Origin of the sequence: Polynucleobacter sp. MG-6-Vaara-E2 (assembly GCF_018687695.1) — a bacterium.
Taxonomy (GTDB): Bacteria; Pseudomonadota; Gammaproteobacteria; order Burkholderiales; family Burkholderiaceae; genus Polynucleobacter.
Genome location: NZ_CP061303.1, coordinates 1014941 through 1031357 on the forward strand (window position 1 = coordinate 1014941; position 16417 = coordinate 1031357).

General features: G+C 45.5%; 19 protein-coding genes and 1 tRNA gene. 10 read left to right on the plus strand and 10 right to left on the minus strand.

Features of this window, described 5'->3' with window-relative positions; translation table 11 throughout:
* Positions 1-8 precede the first annotated feature (8 nt).
* The gene (thiD, locus tag ICV38_RS05325) at positions 9-893 is read right to left on the minus strand and encodes a bifunctional hydroxymethylpyrimidine kinase/phosphomethylpyrimidine kinase (protein WP_215378039.1); all 885 of its coding nucleotides are present in this window, start codon (positions 891-893) and stop codon (positions 9-11) included.
* Between the two features lie 21 nt (positions 894-914).
* Between thiD and ICV38_RS05330 the strand changes: the two genes are divergently transcribed.
* Both ICV38_RS05330 and ICV38_RS05335 read left to right on the plus strand, forming a co-directional pair.
* Positions 915-990 (plus strand) — tRNA-Asn (locus tag ICV38_RS05330).
* Positions 991-1115: 125 nt separating this feature from the next.
* Positions 1116-2144, plus strand: coding sequence for a tripartite tricarboxylate transporter substrate binding protein (locus tag ICV38_RS05335; RefSeq protein WP_215382798.1), 1029 nt, complete (start codon positions 1116-1118; stop codon positions 2142-2144).
* Positions 2145-2218: 74 nt separating this feature from the next.
* Here the strand turns inward: ICV38_RS05335 and ICV38_RS05340 are convergent, their stop codons facing one another.
* Entirely contained in the window at positions 2219-3877 is a 1659-nt protein-coding gene (locus ICV38_RS05340) for a thiamine pyrophosphate-binding protein (RefSeq protein ID WP_215378042.1), read from the minus strand.
* A 177-nt stretch (positions 3878-4054) separates the two neighbouring features.
* Between ICV38_RS05340 and ICV38_RS05345 the strand changes: the two genes are divergently transcribed.
* The 5 genes from ICV38_RS05345 (at position 4055) to ICV38_RS05365 (ending at position 9628) form a co-directional block, all read left to right on the plus strand.
* Positions 4055-4924 (plus strand): fumarylacetoacetate hydrolase family protein, encoded by an 870-nt coding sequence (locus tag ICV38_RS05345; protein ID WP_215378045.1) that lies wholly within the window; start codon positions 4055-4057, stop codon positions 4922-4924.
* Positions 4925-5025: 101 nt separating this feature from the next.
* Positions 5026-6345 (plus strand): U32 family peptidase, encoded by a 1320-nt coding sequence (locus ICV38_RS05350; RefSeq protein ID WP_371819227.1) that lies wholly within the window; start codon positions 5026-5028, stop codon positions 6343-6345.
* A gap of 15 nt (positions 6346-6360) precedes the next feature.
* Positions 6361-6897 carry a hypothetical protein gene (locus ICV38_RS05355; protein ID WP_215378048.1) on the plus strand — a complete coding sequence of 179 codons (537 nt, stop codon included), beginning with the start codon at positions 6361-6363 and terminating at the stop codon, positions 6895-6897.
* A 40-nt stretch (positions 6898-6937) separates the two neighbouring features.
* Positions 6938-7813 (plus strand): transporter, encoded by an 876-nt coding sequence (locus tag ICV38_RS05360; RefSeq protein WP_215378051.1) that lies wholly within the window; start codon positions 6938-6940, stop codon positions 7811-7813.
* Positions 7814-7879: 66 nt separating this feature from the next.
* The gene (locus tag ICV38_RS05365) at positions 7880-9628 is read left to right on the plus strand and encodes an IlvD/Edd family dehydratase (RefSeq protein ID WP_215378053.1); all 1749 of its coding nucleotides are present in this window, start codon (positions 7880-7882) and stop codon (positions 9626-9628) included.
* A gap of 15 nt (positions 9629-9643) precedes the next feature.
* On the opposite strand, the gene ICV38_RS05370 is transcribed toward ICV38_RS05365, so the two are convergent.
* Both ICV38_RS05370 and ICV38_RS05375 read right to left on the minus strand, forming a co-directional pair.
* Positions 9644-11314 (minus strand): AMP-binding protein, encoded by a 1671-nt coding sequence (locus ICV38_RS05370; protein ID WP_215378056.1) that lies wholly within the window; start codon positions 11312-11314, stop codon positions 9644-9646.
* A 15-nt stretch (positions 11315-11329) separates the two neighbouring features.
* Positions 11330-11887: a 5'-methylthioadenosine nucleosidase gene (locus ICV38_RS05375; protein ID WP_215378059.1), complete on the minus strand. Its 558-nt coding sequence runs from the start codon at positions 11885-11887 to the stop codon at positions 11330-11332.
* 11 nt (positions 11888-11898) lie between these two features.
* Between ICV38_RS05375 and ICV38_RS05380 the strand changes: the two genes are divergently transcribed.
* Positions 11899-12417: an adenine phosphoribosyltransferase gene (locus ICV38_RS05380; RefSeq protein WP_215378062.1), complete on the plus strand. Its 519-nt coding sequence runs from the start codon at positions 11899-11901 to the stop codon at positions 12415-12417.
* On the opposite strand, the gene ICV38_RS05385 is transcribed toward ICV38_RS05380, so the two are convergent.
* Genes ICV38_RS05385 through ICV38_RS05400 form a run of 4 tightly spaced genes read right to left on the minus strand, consistent with a single transcriptional unit; the run spans position 12414 to position 13904 of the window.
* The gene (locus ICV38_RS05385) at positions 12414-12695 is read right to left on the minus strand and encodes a YqjK-like family protein (RefSeq protein ID WP_215378064.1); all 282 of its coding nucleotides are present in this window, start codon (positions 12693-12695) and stop codon (positions 12414-12416) included. The two genes, ICV38_RS05380 and ICV38_RS05385, sit on opposite strands and share 4 nt — an antisense overlap.
* 4 nt (positions 12696-12699) lie before the next feature.
* Positions 12700-13068, minus strand: coding sequence for a phage holin family protein (locus ICV38_RS05390; protein WP_215378067.1), 369 nt, complete (start codon positions 13066-13068; stop codon positions 12700-12702).
* A 6-nt stretch (positions 13069-13074) separates the two neighbouring features.
* On the minus strand, positions 13075-13416 hold the full coding sequence (locus ICV38_RS05395; RefSeq protein ID WP_215378069.1) for a YqjD family protein: 342 nt from the start codon (positions 13414-13416) through the stop codon (positions 13075-13077).
* Between the two features lie 26 nt (positions 13417-13442).
* Complete coding sequence (locus tag ICV38_RS05400; protein ID WP_215378072.1) at positions 13443-13904, minus strand: Smr/MutS family protein; 462 nt, start codon at positions 13902-13904, stop codon at positions 13443-13445.
* A gap of 45 nt (positions 13905-13949) precedes the next feature.
* Here ICV38_RS05400 and ICV38_RS05405 point away from each other — a divergent pair, with 45 nt between their 5' ends.
* On the plus strand, positions 13950-15044 hold the full coding sequence (locus ICV38_RS05405) for an alpha/beta fold hydrolase (RefSeq protein WP_215378074.1): 1095 nt from the start codon (positions 13950-13952) through the stop codon (positions 15042-15044).
* 76 nt (positions 15045-15120) lie between these two features.
* On the opposite strand, the gene ICV38_RS05410 is transcribed toward ICV38_RS05405, so the two are convergent.
* Both ICV38_RS05410 and ICV38_RS05415 read right to left on the minus strand, forming a co-directional pair.
* On the minus strand, positions 15121-15417 hold the full coding sequence (locus tag ICV38_RS05410) for a hypothetical protein (protein WP_215378076.1): 297 nt from the start codon (positions 15415-15417) through the stop codon (positions 15121-15123).
* A 1-nt stretch (position 15418) separates the two neighbouring features.
* Positions 15419-15598 carry a hypothetical protein gene (locus ICV38_RS05415; RefSeq protein WP_215378079.1) on the minus strand — a complete coding sequence of 60 codons (180 nt, stop codon included), beginning with the start codon at positions 15596-15598 and terminating at the stop codon, positions 15419-15421.
* Positions 15599-15798: 200 nt separating this feature from the next.
* On the opposite strand from ICV38_RS05415, the gene ICV38_RS05420 reads away from it, so the two are divergent.
* The gene (locus ICV38_RS05420) at positions 15799-16335 is read left to right on the plus strand and encodes a hypothetical protein (RefSeq protein WP_215378081.1); all 537 of its coding nucleotides are present in this window, start codon (positions 15799-15801) and stop codon (positions 16333-16335) included.
* The last annotated feature ends 82 nt before the right edge of the window (positions 16336-16417 follow it).

The following is a 16417-nucleotide window of genomic DNA, read 5'->3' on the forward strand; positions in this document are numbered from 1 at the left end:
TCAAGTGATTATTTTTTTACTTGTTCATCCAACAAAGCAGTCGGATAGAAATCATGCATATGCCATAAGGGGCCAGGACCCTCACCAATACTGAGAAAGCGCCCTGCTTCAAGGCCAGCTTCTACATAGGCAATCGCTTTTGCAACCGCATGAGATAAGTCATGACCATCTGCTAGGTAAGTAGCAATTGCCGATGCAAGCGAACAACCTGTGCCATGGGTATTGGCGGTATTAACACGATAGTGCTTGAACTCCTTAGACAGAATCACCTCCAGCTCATCCTCAATACTCCGCCACATTAAGTGATCGGTAATCTGCGTATGCGTTGCATCAAGATGTCCACCCTTAATCAAAACTGCCTGCGGACCCATATCGAGTAATTCTTGTGCAGCAAGTTTGAAGTCGCCAATTTGAGCAATGTCTCGACCCAAGAGCAAAGATGCCTCGTCCAGGTTTGGCGTAATGAGTGTTGACATCGGAAATAATTCAGCAATCATTGCTTGCGCAGTGTCGTCACCTCCTAAACTCGCGCCTGAAGTGGCTCGTAACACTGGATCAAGAATGATTCTTTGAATACCGTGTTTGCGTAATGATTTAGCCACTGTTCGAACAATTTCTGGGCTGGCTAACATGCCAATCTTGACGATATCGGCGCCAATATCCGTTAAAACAGCATCAATCTGCGCCTCAATAACATCCAAATCAATGTCCTGAATTCTTGTCACTCCAAGAGTATTTTGGGCAGTGATTGCCGTAACCACAGACATGCCGTAGCCGCCGAGGGCTGTGATCACCTTGAGGTCAGCCTGAAGGCCTGCCCCGCCACCACTGTCTGACCCAGCAATGGTCAGTACTTTGGGGATCTGCACAGAAGTGGGAAGAAGCGTATCCATCTTGCTATAATATCGGCTTATTCCTCGATAGCTCAGTCGGTAGAGCGCCGGACTGTTAATCCGTAGGTCCCTGGTTCGAGCCCAGGTCGAGGAGCCAAATATGTGAAGGGTCTAGAGAAATCTAGGCCCTTTTTCATTTTTAAGTCTCTGATTTGCTCTGTTATGCTTAAATTCAGCAATGAGAAATCATCAACAGAATGATTCCATAAATAGGAGATGGAAATGATTCAAAGTAGTCTTTTTAAAGTGGCTGAACGAGCAGTACAACTGTTCTCGGTTCTTGCGGTTTTGCTGGGTGGTGCTCAAGCCGCTTTTGCGCAAGCTGATTACCCAAATAAACCGATTCGGTTTGTGGTGCCTTTTCCTGCTGGTGGTGCGACTGACAATATTGCAAGACCCCTTCAAAATGAGCTCCTCAATACAGTCAAGTGGAATGTTGTCATCGACAATAAACCCGGCGCTGGAGGCAATATTGGTGGCGAAGTAGTTGCCAAATCAGCTCCAGATGGATACACCTGGTTGATGGCCTCTGTGGGTACACATGGCATTAACTTACCGCTCTACACCCAGGGTGGCGGAAAAATGCCTTTTGATCCCATTAAAGATTTCACACCAATCACCTTAGTAGCTGAGTTACCGAATGTCTTAGTACTTAATCCAGAATTTGCCGCCAAGAACAACATTAATAGCGTTAATGATTTGATTGCTTATGCTAAAGCGCATCCAGGCAAGATCAATATGGCATCAAGCGGCAATGGAACGTCAATTCATATGGCTGGTGAGCTTTTTAAGTCCATGACCAAAACCTATATGGTTCACCTCCCTTATAAGGGAAGTCCACCAGCAGTGACTGACTTGATGGCAGGGAACGTAGACATCATGTTTGATAACCTTCCGTCTTCAATCAACTACATTCGTGCTGGACGCCTCAAAGCATTGGCAGTAACGAGTGCTAAACGCTCTCCTGCGTTTCCAGATTTACCAACGGTCGCTGAAGCAGCAAACCTGCCTGGATATGAAGCGACCTCCTGGTTTGGTGTTGTAGGCCCAGCAGGTATGCCTGCAGATATTCTCAATAAAGATAGCACCACATTGATGGCTGCTATTAATAGCCCATCAGTGAGAGAAAAATATTTAGCAATGGGTGCACAACCTGTAGGCAACACACCAGCTCAGTTTGCTAGCTTCATTAAAAATGAAATCGCTAAGTGGACTAAGGTTGTAAAAGATTCTGGGGCTAAGGTAGATTAATCCTGAGCTACCCAGCAAAAAGAGGAGCATCGCTCCTCTTTTTTATTGACTGATTGCTTTGCTTTTTTGTTCTACTACTTCCCCAATTGGGAGAGTAATTTACTGGGTGAGATCACCTCTTGATCCAAGACAATCTCTATTAAGGCCCCCTTCTTACTTGCTAACGCCTTAGCAAAGGCCGGTGCAAACTCTTCAGTCTTAGTGATTCTAAATCCAGGCATACCAAAACTGTCTACAAACTTCACAAAATCTGGGTTTGTTAAGCCAGTTGCAATCACACGAGATTTAAATTCACGCTCTTGATGCATACGAATTGTTCCCAGCATGCTGTTATTCACAACCAATACGATAGGGAATGCCTCATAACGAGCTGCAGTAGCTAGCTCCTGGCAGTTCATCATGAAGTCACCATCACCACAAACAGCAATTACTACCTTTTCAGGGCTAGCAATCTTTGCAGCAATGGCTGCTGGCAGGCCATAACCCATAGAGCCATTCGCAGGTGCTAATTGAGTTTTAAATGGACCATAAGGATAAAAACGGTGCACCCAGGTTGCAAAGTTACCTGCACCATTAGTCAAGATCGAATCGCGTGGAATCGAGTGAGGCAAAGAACTCATGATCTGGGCTAATTGCATATCCCCAGGAACCGTGACTGGGCTTGAAAAAGCCAAATACTCATCATGAGCAGCATTCATTGCCGCAGGATCATGACTCTTACCCATATTCACGGTCTTTAACGCTGCACAGAAATTTTCAGGACTGCAATTTAATGCAAAGTCCGGTCTATATACGCGACCCAACTCTTCAGGACCTGACAACACATGAATCAATGTGGCTTTGGTCTGCGGGACTGACAAAATACTGTAGCCTGCTGTGGTCATTTCACCTAAGCGCTCACCAATCACCAGGAGCACATCCGCCTCTTGAATTCGCTTGACTAAGGCAGGATTAGCACCAATTCCTAAATCACCTGCAAATGCAGGATCTAAGTTATCCAGAACATCTTGTGAGCGAAAGCTGGTTGCAACCGGCACACCCTCCCTATTGGCCCATGCCTTTAGGTCTTCGCAGGCAGCTGAATTCCAATTACCACCGCCAGCAATAATCATAGGTTTCTTAGCGGATGCAAAAGCCTGCATTGCCTGGTTAAAAATATTGCCATCTAAGCCTGGTTGCACAATGTGTGCTGGCTTCACAGGATTTTCTTGTCCAGACATGTACAGCACATCCTCTGGTAATGCCAGAACTACAGGGCCTTTACGACCTGCCTGCGCAACATGAAAGGCATGCGAAACAAATTCATCAATGCGATCCACTCGATCAATACTACCCACCCATTTCGCGCACTCTGAATACATACGACGATAGTCAATCTCTTGAAAAGCTTCGCGCTCAACCATATCTGTACCAACCTGACCAACTAACAACACCATTGGGGTTGAATCTTGATAGGCAGTATGAATACCAACCATGGCGTTAGATGCGCCAGGTCCCCGGGTTACCATCACAACACCGGGTTGACCAGTTAATTTTGCATAGGCCTCTGCCATATATGCAGCGCCACCCTCTTGACGGCAGGTAATGAAGCGAAAGTCTGGGTGATCTACAAGTCCGTTCAGAAGAGGTAAAAAGCTCTCTCCTGGAACACCAAAGGCAGTATCGACCCCTTGTCTGATTAATGCATTTGCCAAAATCTGGCCACCATTTAGCAGCTTGCTTGGTGTCTCCATATAGTTCTTATGCTTTCTGATGAGTATTAATTCACAAACGTCTATCTAGAAAGTTATCACACTTTATAGGTCCCAGCCCCCTTGCCAAAGCCGATTGAAGCGACGCACCGCCCCTTCTAACTGACCTATACTGCGAAAACGAATAATTCATAAACCAATCTCATTGGAGACAGAGACATGAGGCTATTTGGCTTTAAGGGCTTGAATGGAAACGACGGCGTTGGTGCGCTCTCAAAAGGCGGATCTGATACGTATATTGATTTATGCGCTACCGATCCTCAGATCCCCAATAATCTTCAAGACATTATTCAGTCTCAAGCCCACTTAGATCGCACTGCAGCGGTTATTGCAAACCCTAAAGCAGTAACAGGAAATCTCAAAGACGTTTCCTTTAAGGTACCAATCGAGAGACCAGGAAAAATTGTGTGCATGGGTCTGAATTATGCAGATCATGCGAAAGAAGGCGGCAATGCGAGACCGGAGTACCCAAGCTTTTTTATGCGGGGACCAAGTTCATTGACTGCACACTTGAGTCCAATCATGCGACCCAAGGTTTCTGACAAGCTTGACTACGAAGCAGAGCTAGCTTTTGTTGTTGGTAAAAAGGCGCGCAACCTCAACCTAGAGAATGCTTTAGATTGTGTCGCTGCTTACAGCATCTTTAATGACGGAAGTATTCGGGATTACCAACGCAAAACAACCCAGTGGACGATTGGCAAAAACTTTGATCAAACTGGTGCATTTGGTCCGTGGTTAGTAACCCCCGATGAACTTCCTGCTGGCTGTCATGGCCTGAGTATTCAATCTCGCCTAAATGGGCAAGTGATGCAAAACGCCAATACCAAAGATTTTCTCTGGGGTGTTGCAGAAACCATTGTGCTCATTTCAGAATGCATGACTCTTGAGCCAGGAGATGTGGTGATCACTGGTACCCCAGCTGGCGTTGGTTACGCAAGAACCCCACCCGTCTTTATGAAACCAGGGGACGTCTGCGAAATTGAAATTGAATCCATTGGCATCCTGAGAAATACCATCGCCGACGAATAAGTCACTACGTATTAAAAATATTCCCCTAATTAGCCTTAATTGAGCCAATTAGGGGCTCCTACCCCAGAGCAAAAGGGCTTGGCAGGCATTAAAATAGGCTCATGATGAAAACGCCAGAACTCCTAGCCCCCGCAGGCAGCCTCCAAATGCTCGAAACCGCTTTTGATTTTGGAGCGGATGCTATTTATGCAGGCCAACCACGCTACTCCCTACGCGTTCGCAATAACGATTTCGGCAAGATTGAAGTACTCAAGCAGGGTATTGATACCGCCCATGAATTAGGTAAGAAGTTTTATCTTGTTTCTAATTTGTTACCCCATGGTGGCAAGACTCGCACCTATATTCGCGATATGTCACCGGTTGTGGCATTAAAGCCAGACGCACTCATCATGTCTGATCCGGGTCTTATCATGATGGCCCGAGAAGCTTGGCCGGATATGCCTATTCATCTATCTGTTCAGGCCAACACAGTTAACGGGGCCTCTGCTAAATTTTGGCGCTCTGTTGGGATTAGCCGCGTCATTTTGTCTCGCGAACTTTCCTTTGATGAGATTGAAGAAGTCCGTCAAGATTGTCCAGAGATGGAGCTTGAAGTATTTGTCCACGGTGCTTTATGTATTGCCTACTCAGGCCGTTGCTTACTATCAGGCTACATGTCACACCGTGATTCAAATCAAGGGGCTTGCACTAATGCCTGTCGCTGGGATTACAAAGTGAAGCCAGGACAGCAAAATCAAAGTGGTGATGTCGTACTACTCCAAGAGGCTAGAAGACCTGATGACTTGATGCCAATGGAAGAAGATGAGCACGGCACTTACATCATGAACTCAAAAGATTTACGTGCTGTTGAGCATATTGAACGGCTCACCAAGATGGGTGTCGACTCCTTCAAAATTGAAGGCCGCACCAAGTCGCCATATTACGTATCTCGAACTGTACAAGCCTATCGATCTGCCATTGATGATGCTGTGGCGGGTAGACCATTTGATACAACCTTACTAGGTAATCTAGAGGGCTTAGCTAATCGCGGCTATACCGATGGCTTTTACGAACGCCATCATGACAAAGAATATCAACTGTATATGCGCGGCCATTCTCTTTCAGGCAGAAGTCTCTATGTTGGTGAGACCCTTGAGATTGATCAGGTTAGTGGTCGTGTAAGAGTCGATGTTAAGAATCGCTTCTCCGTGGGGGACAAACTCGAAGTGATTGAACCACAAGGCAATCAAGATGTGATCTTAGAGGCCATGTGGAATATGCAAGGCGAATCTATTGCTGTTGCGCCTGGCTCTGGGCACTTTGTTTGGATCAAACTACCCCTCAAAGGTAAGAAGGCATATATCGCTCGATACACCAATGAACCCGCTCCAATCGAGGCGAGCTCCGCTTGCTCAAGTGGTGAATCTTGCTGTAATGCCTAAGTACCAATAAGAGATATGACCGATATTTCCTCTGCAGCACCAAAACATAATTTCAAACAAGGATTAATAGAGGAAGCTAAAAAAGCTTTCGCCCTCACGATTTATTTTGGCCTCTGGTTTTGTTCTCTAACCTTATTAGCAGTTACAGCCATTGATGAGCGCCCTATTCCATTGACTATTTTTGGCTTTGCTTTTGTAAAGGCTGCGATCACAGCAAAATTTATGTTGATTGGTCAAGCCATCTATCCAATCAGAGTCAGTAAACATCATGGAATTGTGCGATCACTTTTGATTGAGTCAATCATCTATCTTGTCATTGTGCTGGCGCTTAATTACCTTGAAGCTGGTATTGATGGTTTGATCCATGGAAAAAACTTTGTTGAATCGATGTTGGCCTTTGGTCACTCTGATCCCTTACACGTTCTAGCTATGGCTCTTGTCTACTGGCTAATCGTATGGCCGTACCTCCTCTATTGCGGCACCTTAATCATCCTTGGTAGAGAAAATTTCACTACATTGCTTTTTGGCTACAAAAATACCTTAGGCAAGTGAAGTGATTTTGCGGCAATCTTTTGTCCGACAATGGTCAGCAATGCGGGTGCAACTTAGCCTAGTTGGCATGCTTTGCTTCTCAATAGTTTGTCTGCAAGCGCAGGCACAAGAAATTGAAGCGCGTGCATATTCCAATGCACCAATAGGTATAAACTTTATAACGGGTGGTCTTGCACAAGCTAAGAGCGGTTCGTACATACTGAATACTCAGGCGCTGAGCATGACGCATGTGCTTGATGTTGCTGGCCAATCTGGGCGACTCACCTTAGTGCTACCCTACTCAGAACTAACGGGCACGGGACAAGTTGGCGGACAATCCATCAACGCTTCTGCTGAAGGCTTATCTGATCCAATGATTAAGGCATCAGTTAATCTATACGGTGCTCCAGCCCTAACCAATAGTCAATTTAAAGACTACCTACAAGATCTCATTATTGGGGCCAGCTTGGCAGCTACTATCCCATGGGGCAAATACAACAACAATCAAATGATTAATGTCGGTGCCAATCGATCATTAATACAACCTGCCATGGGATTTTCACAAGCTGTTGGGCCATGGCGTTTGGAATTGGCGGGTATGGCAACGATATACACCAGTAACACCAGTTATTTAGGCAGCAATACGCTCTCACAAAATCCTATCTATTCTGGCGAAACCCACGCCATTTATTACTTCCCCAATACTGCGTGGATTTCTGCTGATGCCACTTATTTCACGGGCGGACAAATATACATCAACGGCATTCCTGCTAATGGCCCTCAAGAAAATTGGCGTTTTGGTAGCACCCTGTCTTATCCCATTGATCAGCAAAATTCCATCCGTCTCACTGGTAGCAAAGGAGTCTACTCACGTACTGACACCAGCTATAACGCGGTGGGTATATCGTGGCAATTCCGCTGGGGAGGCTCCCCTTAGGTATGAACGCGCTGGGATAGCTACAATTAAGAAAAAGCATTCCATAAACAATCATTCGAGACAACTATGAGCTCCAAGCCAAAAGACAATAAAACTCCTTCAGAGACAGGCCTGCGTAAAGGTCTGACGAGTTACGGCGACAAAGGCTTTTCTCTTTTCTTGCGTAAAGCATTTATTAAAGGTGCCGGCTATACCAATAGCGCACTTGATCGTCCCGTGATCGGCATTATTAATACAGGAAGCGCCTACAACCCCTGCCACGGCAATATGCCGCAACTCATTGAGGCCGTAAAACGTGGAGTAATGCTTGCCGGTGGTTTACCGATGGAGTTTCCAACGATTTCGATTCATGAGAGTTTTGCCGCCCCTACGAGCATGTATTTGCGCAACCTCATGTCGATGGATACCGAAGAAATGTTGCGCGCTCAACCAATGGATGCAGTGGTCATGATTGGTGGCTGCGATAAAACTGTTCCGGCTCAAATGATGGGCGCCGCTTCAGCAGGTCTTCCTGCCATTCAACTCATTACCGGATCGATGCTCACCGGATCCCATCGCAGCGAACGTGTTGGCGCTTGTACCGACTGTCGTCGCTATTGGGGAAAGTTTCGTGCGGGCGAAATTGATGAAGTTGAAAAAGATGAGGTTAACGACCAACTAGTTGCTAGTGTTGGCACCTGCTCAGTCATGGGTACCGCCAGTACGATGGCCTGTATTTCTGAGGCGCTCGGCATGACGGTTCCTGGTGGCGCTACCCCTCCAGCCGTTACTGCGGATCGCATTCGGGTTGCAGAAGAAACTGGAGCCTGCGCTGTTCAAATGGCAAAAGATGGCTTAACCATCGACAAAATTCTGACTGCAGATGCCTTTGAAAATGCGATGCGCGTTTTACTAGCCATTGGCGGCTCTACCAATGGCATAGTTCACTTAGCCGCTATTGCCGGCCGCATGGGCCTTGAGATTGATCTAGATGCACTGGATAAGATGGGCAACGAAACCCCGGTGTTGGTTGACCTAAAACCATCAGGCGATCATTACATGGAAAACTTTCATGATGCTGGTGGGATGACAACCCTTCTCAGAGAACTCAAGCCCCTTCTAAAGTTAAATACCATGACAGTCACTGGCAGGACCCTTGGTGAAGAAATTGATGCCGGGGCACCAAGCTTTAAGCAAGATGTTGTGCGCAGAATCGATAATCCAATCTATCCGCGAGGCAGTATTGCAGTGCTTCATGGCAATCTAGCTCCTGGTGGCGCGATTATTAAGCAATCGGCTGCCGATGAAAAACTCATGGAGCATGAAGGTCGCGCAGTAGTCTTTGAAAACTCAGAAGATCTAGCCAATCGCATTGATAGCCCTGATCTGGATGTCACTGTAGATGACATTATTGTTTTAAAAAATATCGGCCCTAAAGGTGCGCCTGGTATGCCTGAGGCTGGTTATATTCACATCCCCATGAAATTGGCGCGTGCTGGCGTGAAAGATATTGTCCGCATCTCTGACGGTCGCATGAGCGGGACAGCCTTTGGTACGATCGTCTTGCACGTAACACCAGAATCAGCGATTGGTGGACCCTTGGCCCATGTGCGCAATGGTGATCGGATTCGTCTGAGTGTGAAGAACCGTGAGATTAGTTTGCTTATTTCTGATGAAGAATTAGCAAAACGCGCAATTGAAAACCCTATCACCCCACCTACCGCCGAGCGTGGCTATAAAAAACTCTTTTTAGATACGGTAACGCAAGCAGATAAAGGGGTGGATTTTGACTTCTTACGTGCAGCTAAGATGGTTGGCAAGACGCCTAGCAAGTAAAAACTGTATTTAAGCTTAGATATTTCTGAGCTCACGGCGCAAAATCTTGCCTACATTTGATTTAGGAAGTTCGTGGATGAATACCACTTTTCTAGGTCGCTTGTAGCTGGTGAGATGCTCTTTGCAATACTGCAAAACATCGGATTCAGTAATGTCGTGATTGGATTTGACGACATAGGCTTTGACAATCTCGCCTAACTTGCGATGCGGCACACCAATGACTGCGCACTCTCTTATACCGGGCATTTGCACCAAGATATCCTCTACATCATTTGGGAAGACCTTAAAACCAGCCACCACAATCATGTCTTTTTTACGATCCACAATTTGGATATGGCCTTCTGGAGTAATTAATCCAATATCACCCGACTTAAAGTATCCATCAGCAGTCATGCAATGCGATGTCTCTTCGGGCTTATTCCAGTAACCTGGCATCACCTGTGGACCTTTGATACAGATCTCCCCAGGGGTTCCTTGTGGTAACTCCACCTCATCATCATCGAGAATGACGACATCGGTACTGGGCATGGGCATCCCAATATGACCTGTGAAATGCTTCTCTAGTGGACTATTCACACACACTACAGGCGAGGTCTCAGACAAGCCATACCCCTGCGCAATTGAGCATCCTGTAAGGGCTTGCCAATGATCAGCAGTCTTTTTATGGACTGCCATACCACCACCAATGGTGACTAACAAGTTCGGTAATTTAACTTTTTTAAATTCAGGGCGATGTATTAAGGCATGAAAGAGCGTGTTGACTCCGGGAAATATATTGATCTTCGGATGCCTCATTAGCATCTTAATAAAACCATCAATATCTCGTGGGTTAGCCACCAATACCAACAGCGCCCCTTTGGTAATACCTAAAAAAGCACATGCGGTTAAAGCAAATATATGCGTCATTGGTAACGCACATAAAAAATGGAGTTGCTGCTCATTGCGATGCTTGAGCCCAGGATTAAGCCATGTCTCGATTTGCATCACGTTTGACAAAATATTGCGATGTAGCAAGATGGCGCCTTTAGAGGTGCCCGTGGTGCCACCGGTATATTGCAAAAAAGCAATGTCATCTAATTCAATGGCAAGCTTTTGAAATGAATGTTGGCCACCAATGCGCAGCGCGTCATTAAACTTGATGTGATCAAAATTCCAAGGGGGAACCATTTTCTTAATATTGCGTGCCACCCAATTCACAATATGCCCCTTAAGACCCAGCAACTCGCCAGGGCTACTCACAATCACTTGCTTTAATGGCACTTGTTCTGCAATCTGTTGATAGGTATTGGCAAAGTTTTCCATGAGTACCAAAACCGATGCACCACTATCTTGCAATTGAGCCTCAAGTTCACGGGCCGTATAGAGGGGATTGATATTAACAACGGTATAGCCAGCGCGCAATGTTCCAATCATGGCGACGACATACTCAATGACGTTTGGATACATGAGTGCTACGCGCGCACCCTTTTCTAGCCCTAAGGCGTGAAGGTAAGAGGCAAATTCTTGAGACAAACTATCTAGTTGTCGATAGGTAAAAAATTTACCCATGGACTCCACAGCCTGGCGATTGGCATAACGCTCAAAGCATTCTTCAAAAAAATCCGCTAGAGATGAATGTGAAGGAGCACCAATTTCCTGAGGAACATCTAGAGGATAGTTTTTTAACCAAGGCTTAGAGTTACTCATGCCGTATCTCAATCCCTAGCTCATTAACTGCTTTAGTCGATCAATGAATAGATCTTGGCCATGATTAACCTTTTCCTGCCAATCATTTGCAGAGTTTTCATTGGCATCATCAGTAATATATTTGAGGGACTGCCAAGGAATTTGATATTGGTGTGCAGTCGCCGCAATGGCAAATAATTCCATATCAACTACATCCACGCCTTGACTGTGGAGCCAAGGATCGCGAGCAGTAACGAAACTATCGCCGGTGCCACAAACATATTCTCCTGAAGATAAATACTCTGAAGGATTTAGGCAGAATGGAGTTTGGCCCCGGGGAGCAAGAGGCTCTGTATTCATGTCGCGCTGTATCACCTTACCAATCTCTAATAATCCATGAAGATCAGAATTGACTTTCCCAGCGGTACCAAAATTGAGGATATGTGCAGGTGCAAATTGGTGAATGGCCTTGACACTGGCAATCGTGGCATTGATCTTGCCAATTCCGGAATAGACAATTTCCACCCCTGGTGGAAGTGCTGAACGCTTGAGCTCGCTCTCTAATGCGGTAATAATCAAGTAATTCGTTTTCATGTCTGCCATATATGAATTTATTTGATTATCTACCCGGAGTGCCGGACTTTCCTAAACCTGGAATCCTATTTCGGGACATATCCCCCCTGCTGGCTGACCCCCAAGCGTTCAAAGAAGCCATTCATCAGCTTGAAGAACTAGCCCATTCATTTGACTATACCCATATTTTGGGAATTGAATCACGGGGCTTTATCTTTGGCTCTGCCCTTGCCCTCCATGCCAACAAGGGCTTAGCTCTTGCCCGAAAACCCAATAAGCTGCCCTTGGCTACCCACCGTGAGTTCTATGGATTGGAATATGGTAAAGACTCCCTCGAAATTCAGCAATCGACTATTCCAAAGGATGCTCGGGTTTTATTGATTGATGATGTCTTGGCAACTGGCGGGACACTCATTGCCGCCGATAAATTACTTCGTCAAGCGGGATTTACAGTCTGCGGCGCAATTACTTTATTGGAAATTGGTGCGCTTAACGGAAGCGCCATTTTGCAACAACATGACATTGCACACAAAACTGTGTTGATCAGCTAAACCATTTTCTTGGCGCTTTTGAGTAACTTCATTGCGCCCCAACCGACTGCCAATACTTTGCTGGCTAATTTAGGCTTGTAGTGTGCCAATGCAGCAAATGCGCTGGTCCAAAGAAGTGGATTGTCTTTTAGAAAATGGAAGGCATCAATGCCCTTATCCGCCCATGAGAGCGGCTTTTCCCAGGGCTCAAAATGCTGGGCAAATTCACGCCGTTCGCGACCCGCTCTTTCTTGAAGTGCTTGACGACGCGCCTCGAGAGATTGAAGTGTATTGCTCATGACTTTAGCGAGAGAGATCTTCTTTATCTTTTGCCAACTCTGCAATAGAAGCCTCAAATAACTTAGGCATATTGCGTAGTGACTGCATGACAAGGAGCCCTAAGATGAGGCCAACACCAATAAACGCGCTAGTCAGTAAGCCCAAGGCGAGCATGCGGTCCGATTCCAAGCTATAGATGACGATCAGTAAGGCAAGCATCACCAAGCCAAAAAACAAAAAGAATAATGCGCTCACAATCATGATGAGCAAGCTAATGAACTTACTACGCGCAATTTGCACATCAACCGATAAGAGCTCTAAGCGAGTTTGCGCAATGGATGCGCCGGTAGAGGCAAGGTTTTTAATGGACGAAAGTATGTTTTCTTGAGACATAAGAATCTAGCGACGACCAATCAATAGGCCAATCAACAAACCTAAGCCAGCTGCAACCCCAACCGCTTCCCAGGGATTGCGATGGACAAAGTCATCGGCACCTTCAGCGACGACTTTCGTTTTTTCAGTCAGAGTACCCTCAAGATTAGATAGACTTGCTTTCGCACCCGTAATCGTTTCAAGCGCTTTATTGCGAATAGAACTAATCGTCTCGCTAGGATGATCCTCAGTAGCCTTGATTAATGCCTCGGCATCTGCCATCAAGGATTTGAATTCGCCGATTAATTGATCTGCGCTCGAAGCAACAGCCTCTTGAGTTACAGCATGTTCTGATTTCTTATTAGTCATGTGCGTTTCCTAAGTTCACATCTATTCTAAGCACTTCTATAGCCAGAACCCAGCAATAAGATGGTCATCCCTGCGTTTCCAACCTTGAAATGCCTCAAATACTGCTTTAATCCAGGCCGCTGTTTTAGTAAATCTTGGCAGGCCTTGCTTCCATAAGGAACCTGTTCGCCAAAGAAATACTCCTCAATACGATCGGCATAGTGATTATTTTCCAAAGCATCATGAATAGCCCATTTAATTCTTCCACCCTCGCCTGATGATCCATAACCATGAATCAAAACGATTGCCTTGATGCCAAGCTGATGAGCCCTCCGAAGATAGTCGGTAAGCAATTCCAGCGCTTCCTCGACTGTAGGCAAGCCCTGTTTGATATTCAGCTCTATCGCGTCGACAAAGACGTTGGGCAGCTCCTCACTCGAACAATGCTGGCATGACCCCATGAAACGTCTAGGGTTTCCACACTCTGCGCACTCAAAAGCTTGGGCCATCAAAAATTCCTGCTATAAATGATGAAAATAAAAAGGAGACAAAACATGTATTTAGCCATTATGAGGGGTATAGCACTCGCGCTCGCCCTAAGCTCACTAAATGTCTTAGCCCACAAACCAAATGAGTCTGTGCATCAACTTTACTCCGAGGGCAACTTCCCATTAGAAAATGGTGCTGTGATTCTGGACTTCAATTTGTCCTACACAACACAAGGCACTCTCAATGCCGATAAAAGTAATGCCATTCTCATGGTGACCGCTATTGGCGGCAACCACCATCGTATTGATTACCTCATTGGGCCTGGCAAAGCCTTAGATACTGATAAGTATTTTGTCATTTGTACCGATGCAATTGGTAACGGCCTGAGTACTTCGCCCTCCAATAGCAAATCCCAACCCAATATTAGTTTTCCAGAATTCAATATTCGGGACATGGTGAACACTCAGCATCGATTAATTGTGGATTACTTTGGCATCAAAAAATTAGTTGCCGTAGTCGGAGCCTCAATGGGCGGCATGCAGGCCCTGCAATGGGCAGTATCCTATCCTAATGATATGCAAGCGGTTATACCCATCATCCCCCTTGCAAAAACCTCTGCATGGACCACCGGCGTATTAGAGATGCTTCGCCAAAGTATCATGACGGACCCAGGCTACCAGGGCGGCAAATATGACAAGCCCGTTGAACAAGGGATGCGTCTATGGTCAGGTTGGTTAAGCGGAGTTATTGTTCGCACCCCTGCTTACCAAGATCAGTTGAATCCAACTCCTGCAGCTGAAATTGACTATCTCAAAAAGGTACAGGATGCAGGCTGGAGAAGAATGGATGCCAATGATTGGATCTGGCAATCACGTGCCTATGATCGTCATGACGTAGGTCAAACAAAAGGTTTTGATAACAACACTGCAGCCGCGTTGAAATCTATTAAAGCGAAAACCTTAATTTTGGCAGGTACTGGTGATTTATTAAATCCAGAGTCAGATGCCAAATCTACAGCCAAATTAATACCAGGCGCGAAATATATTGCTATTAATGATCGGCTGCCAATGGGTCACTTATCTGGGGCAGGAGCAACACAAGCAGAGAACGATCTTCAAAATAAGGCAATCAAAGCCTTTTTAGCTACCCTCAAGCACTAAAACGCACTAGAAATTTAGCGTCAGGAATTCACGCCCCGCCATGTGCGGGGTTTTTCTTTACTACTCTAAGCAAGGCTTAGGAGCAGTACTTCACTTCAAGAACACCAGCATCTGTCGACTTATCATCCACCATCAAGTTCAACTTCTTATGAGCGAGGTCTCTGTTTTCTTGGGTCTTCAAATGACGGTCAATCAAATTAGTCACATCCTTACGAATCGAAGTATTGCCATATTGCAAGCCCTTCAAAGTAGATACCGCTTCAGCAGAGATCTTGCACTGCTGACTTACTAGCGCTGATGAATCAGAAGATGAATTTGCATAAGCAAATGCGGCGACAGAAATTGTTACTGCTGCTAATAGAGTCTTTTTCATCTTAGTTCCTTATTTTGCGACCACAGGTAGGACAACATCCCATATTTTTTGCCTTAGTTTTTCTGAGGGCGGCATAAACGCTGGATTCTGAAATCTCCATCTTTCTAGCGGCTTGAGCTGCGCTCATGCCCTTGCCTATCCACTCCAAGGCTTGATGTGTTTTCGGTATCTGTCTTTTCATTTTATCTCCCAGAACCTCCACTATATCACAAATTCACAACTTGTGAAGTTGTGAACTGTAGTATTTTTGCTATGACAAACCCTAGGTAATGACCTAAAAAGTGGATTTATAAGGAAATGGAGATAAAAAGATTGGTTTAGATCTAAAGAATGAGATCCTAGCGGGACGATAGTATGATTTGGTGATCTAAGGAGCTAAATATGTACCGTATTGCACTATTACTTGTAGTTAGTCTTGGGCTCACCGCCTGCGCCAATAACGATAAAAAAATCAGTTCTTGGGAAGTCAATGATGTCTACCAATCCACTATTGCTACACCCAATGCCTCTGGTGGAAAGACCTACATTGGTCCATCCATCAATACGATGGATGAAGCAAATACCTATGAGATATTTAATCTGCGTAGTGAGCAAACAGCGCAAGGTGTTAAATCTTATGAACTCCAGGTTCACTTGACCTATTTCATGCAAATGCGTAATTACGATTCTGCAAGCCTTCTGAATGGCCCAGTCACCTCTTTCAAAGTAATCTCCAGAGAAGCTGGCCTCTGCGAAGCCAGAGGCTGCCTTTTTAAAGAACTTGTATCCGTAAAATTAACTGATTCATTTCTGAAGCAGAATATGAAGGAAGGCTTTCAACTCAATCTGTCTTCAAAGGCTGGTATCAGTACTGTTGTTTATGTCCCGCCCCAGTACATTAAGGGCTACTTAACAGCAGTTGATGGCACAAACTATTAAGTCTGTTAGCCCTACAAAGCCTGTTGCATAAAGCTATCGGACTTATTTTAGGAAATAAAAAAACCGCCCGTAGGCGGTTTTT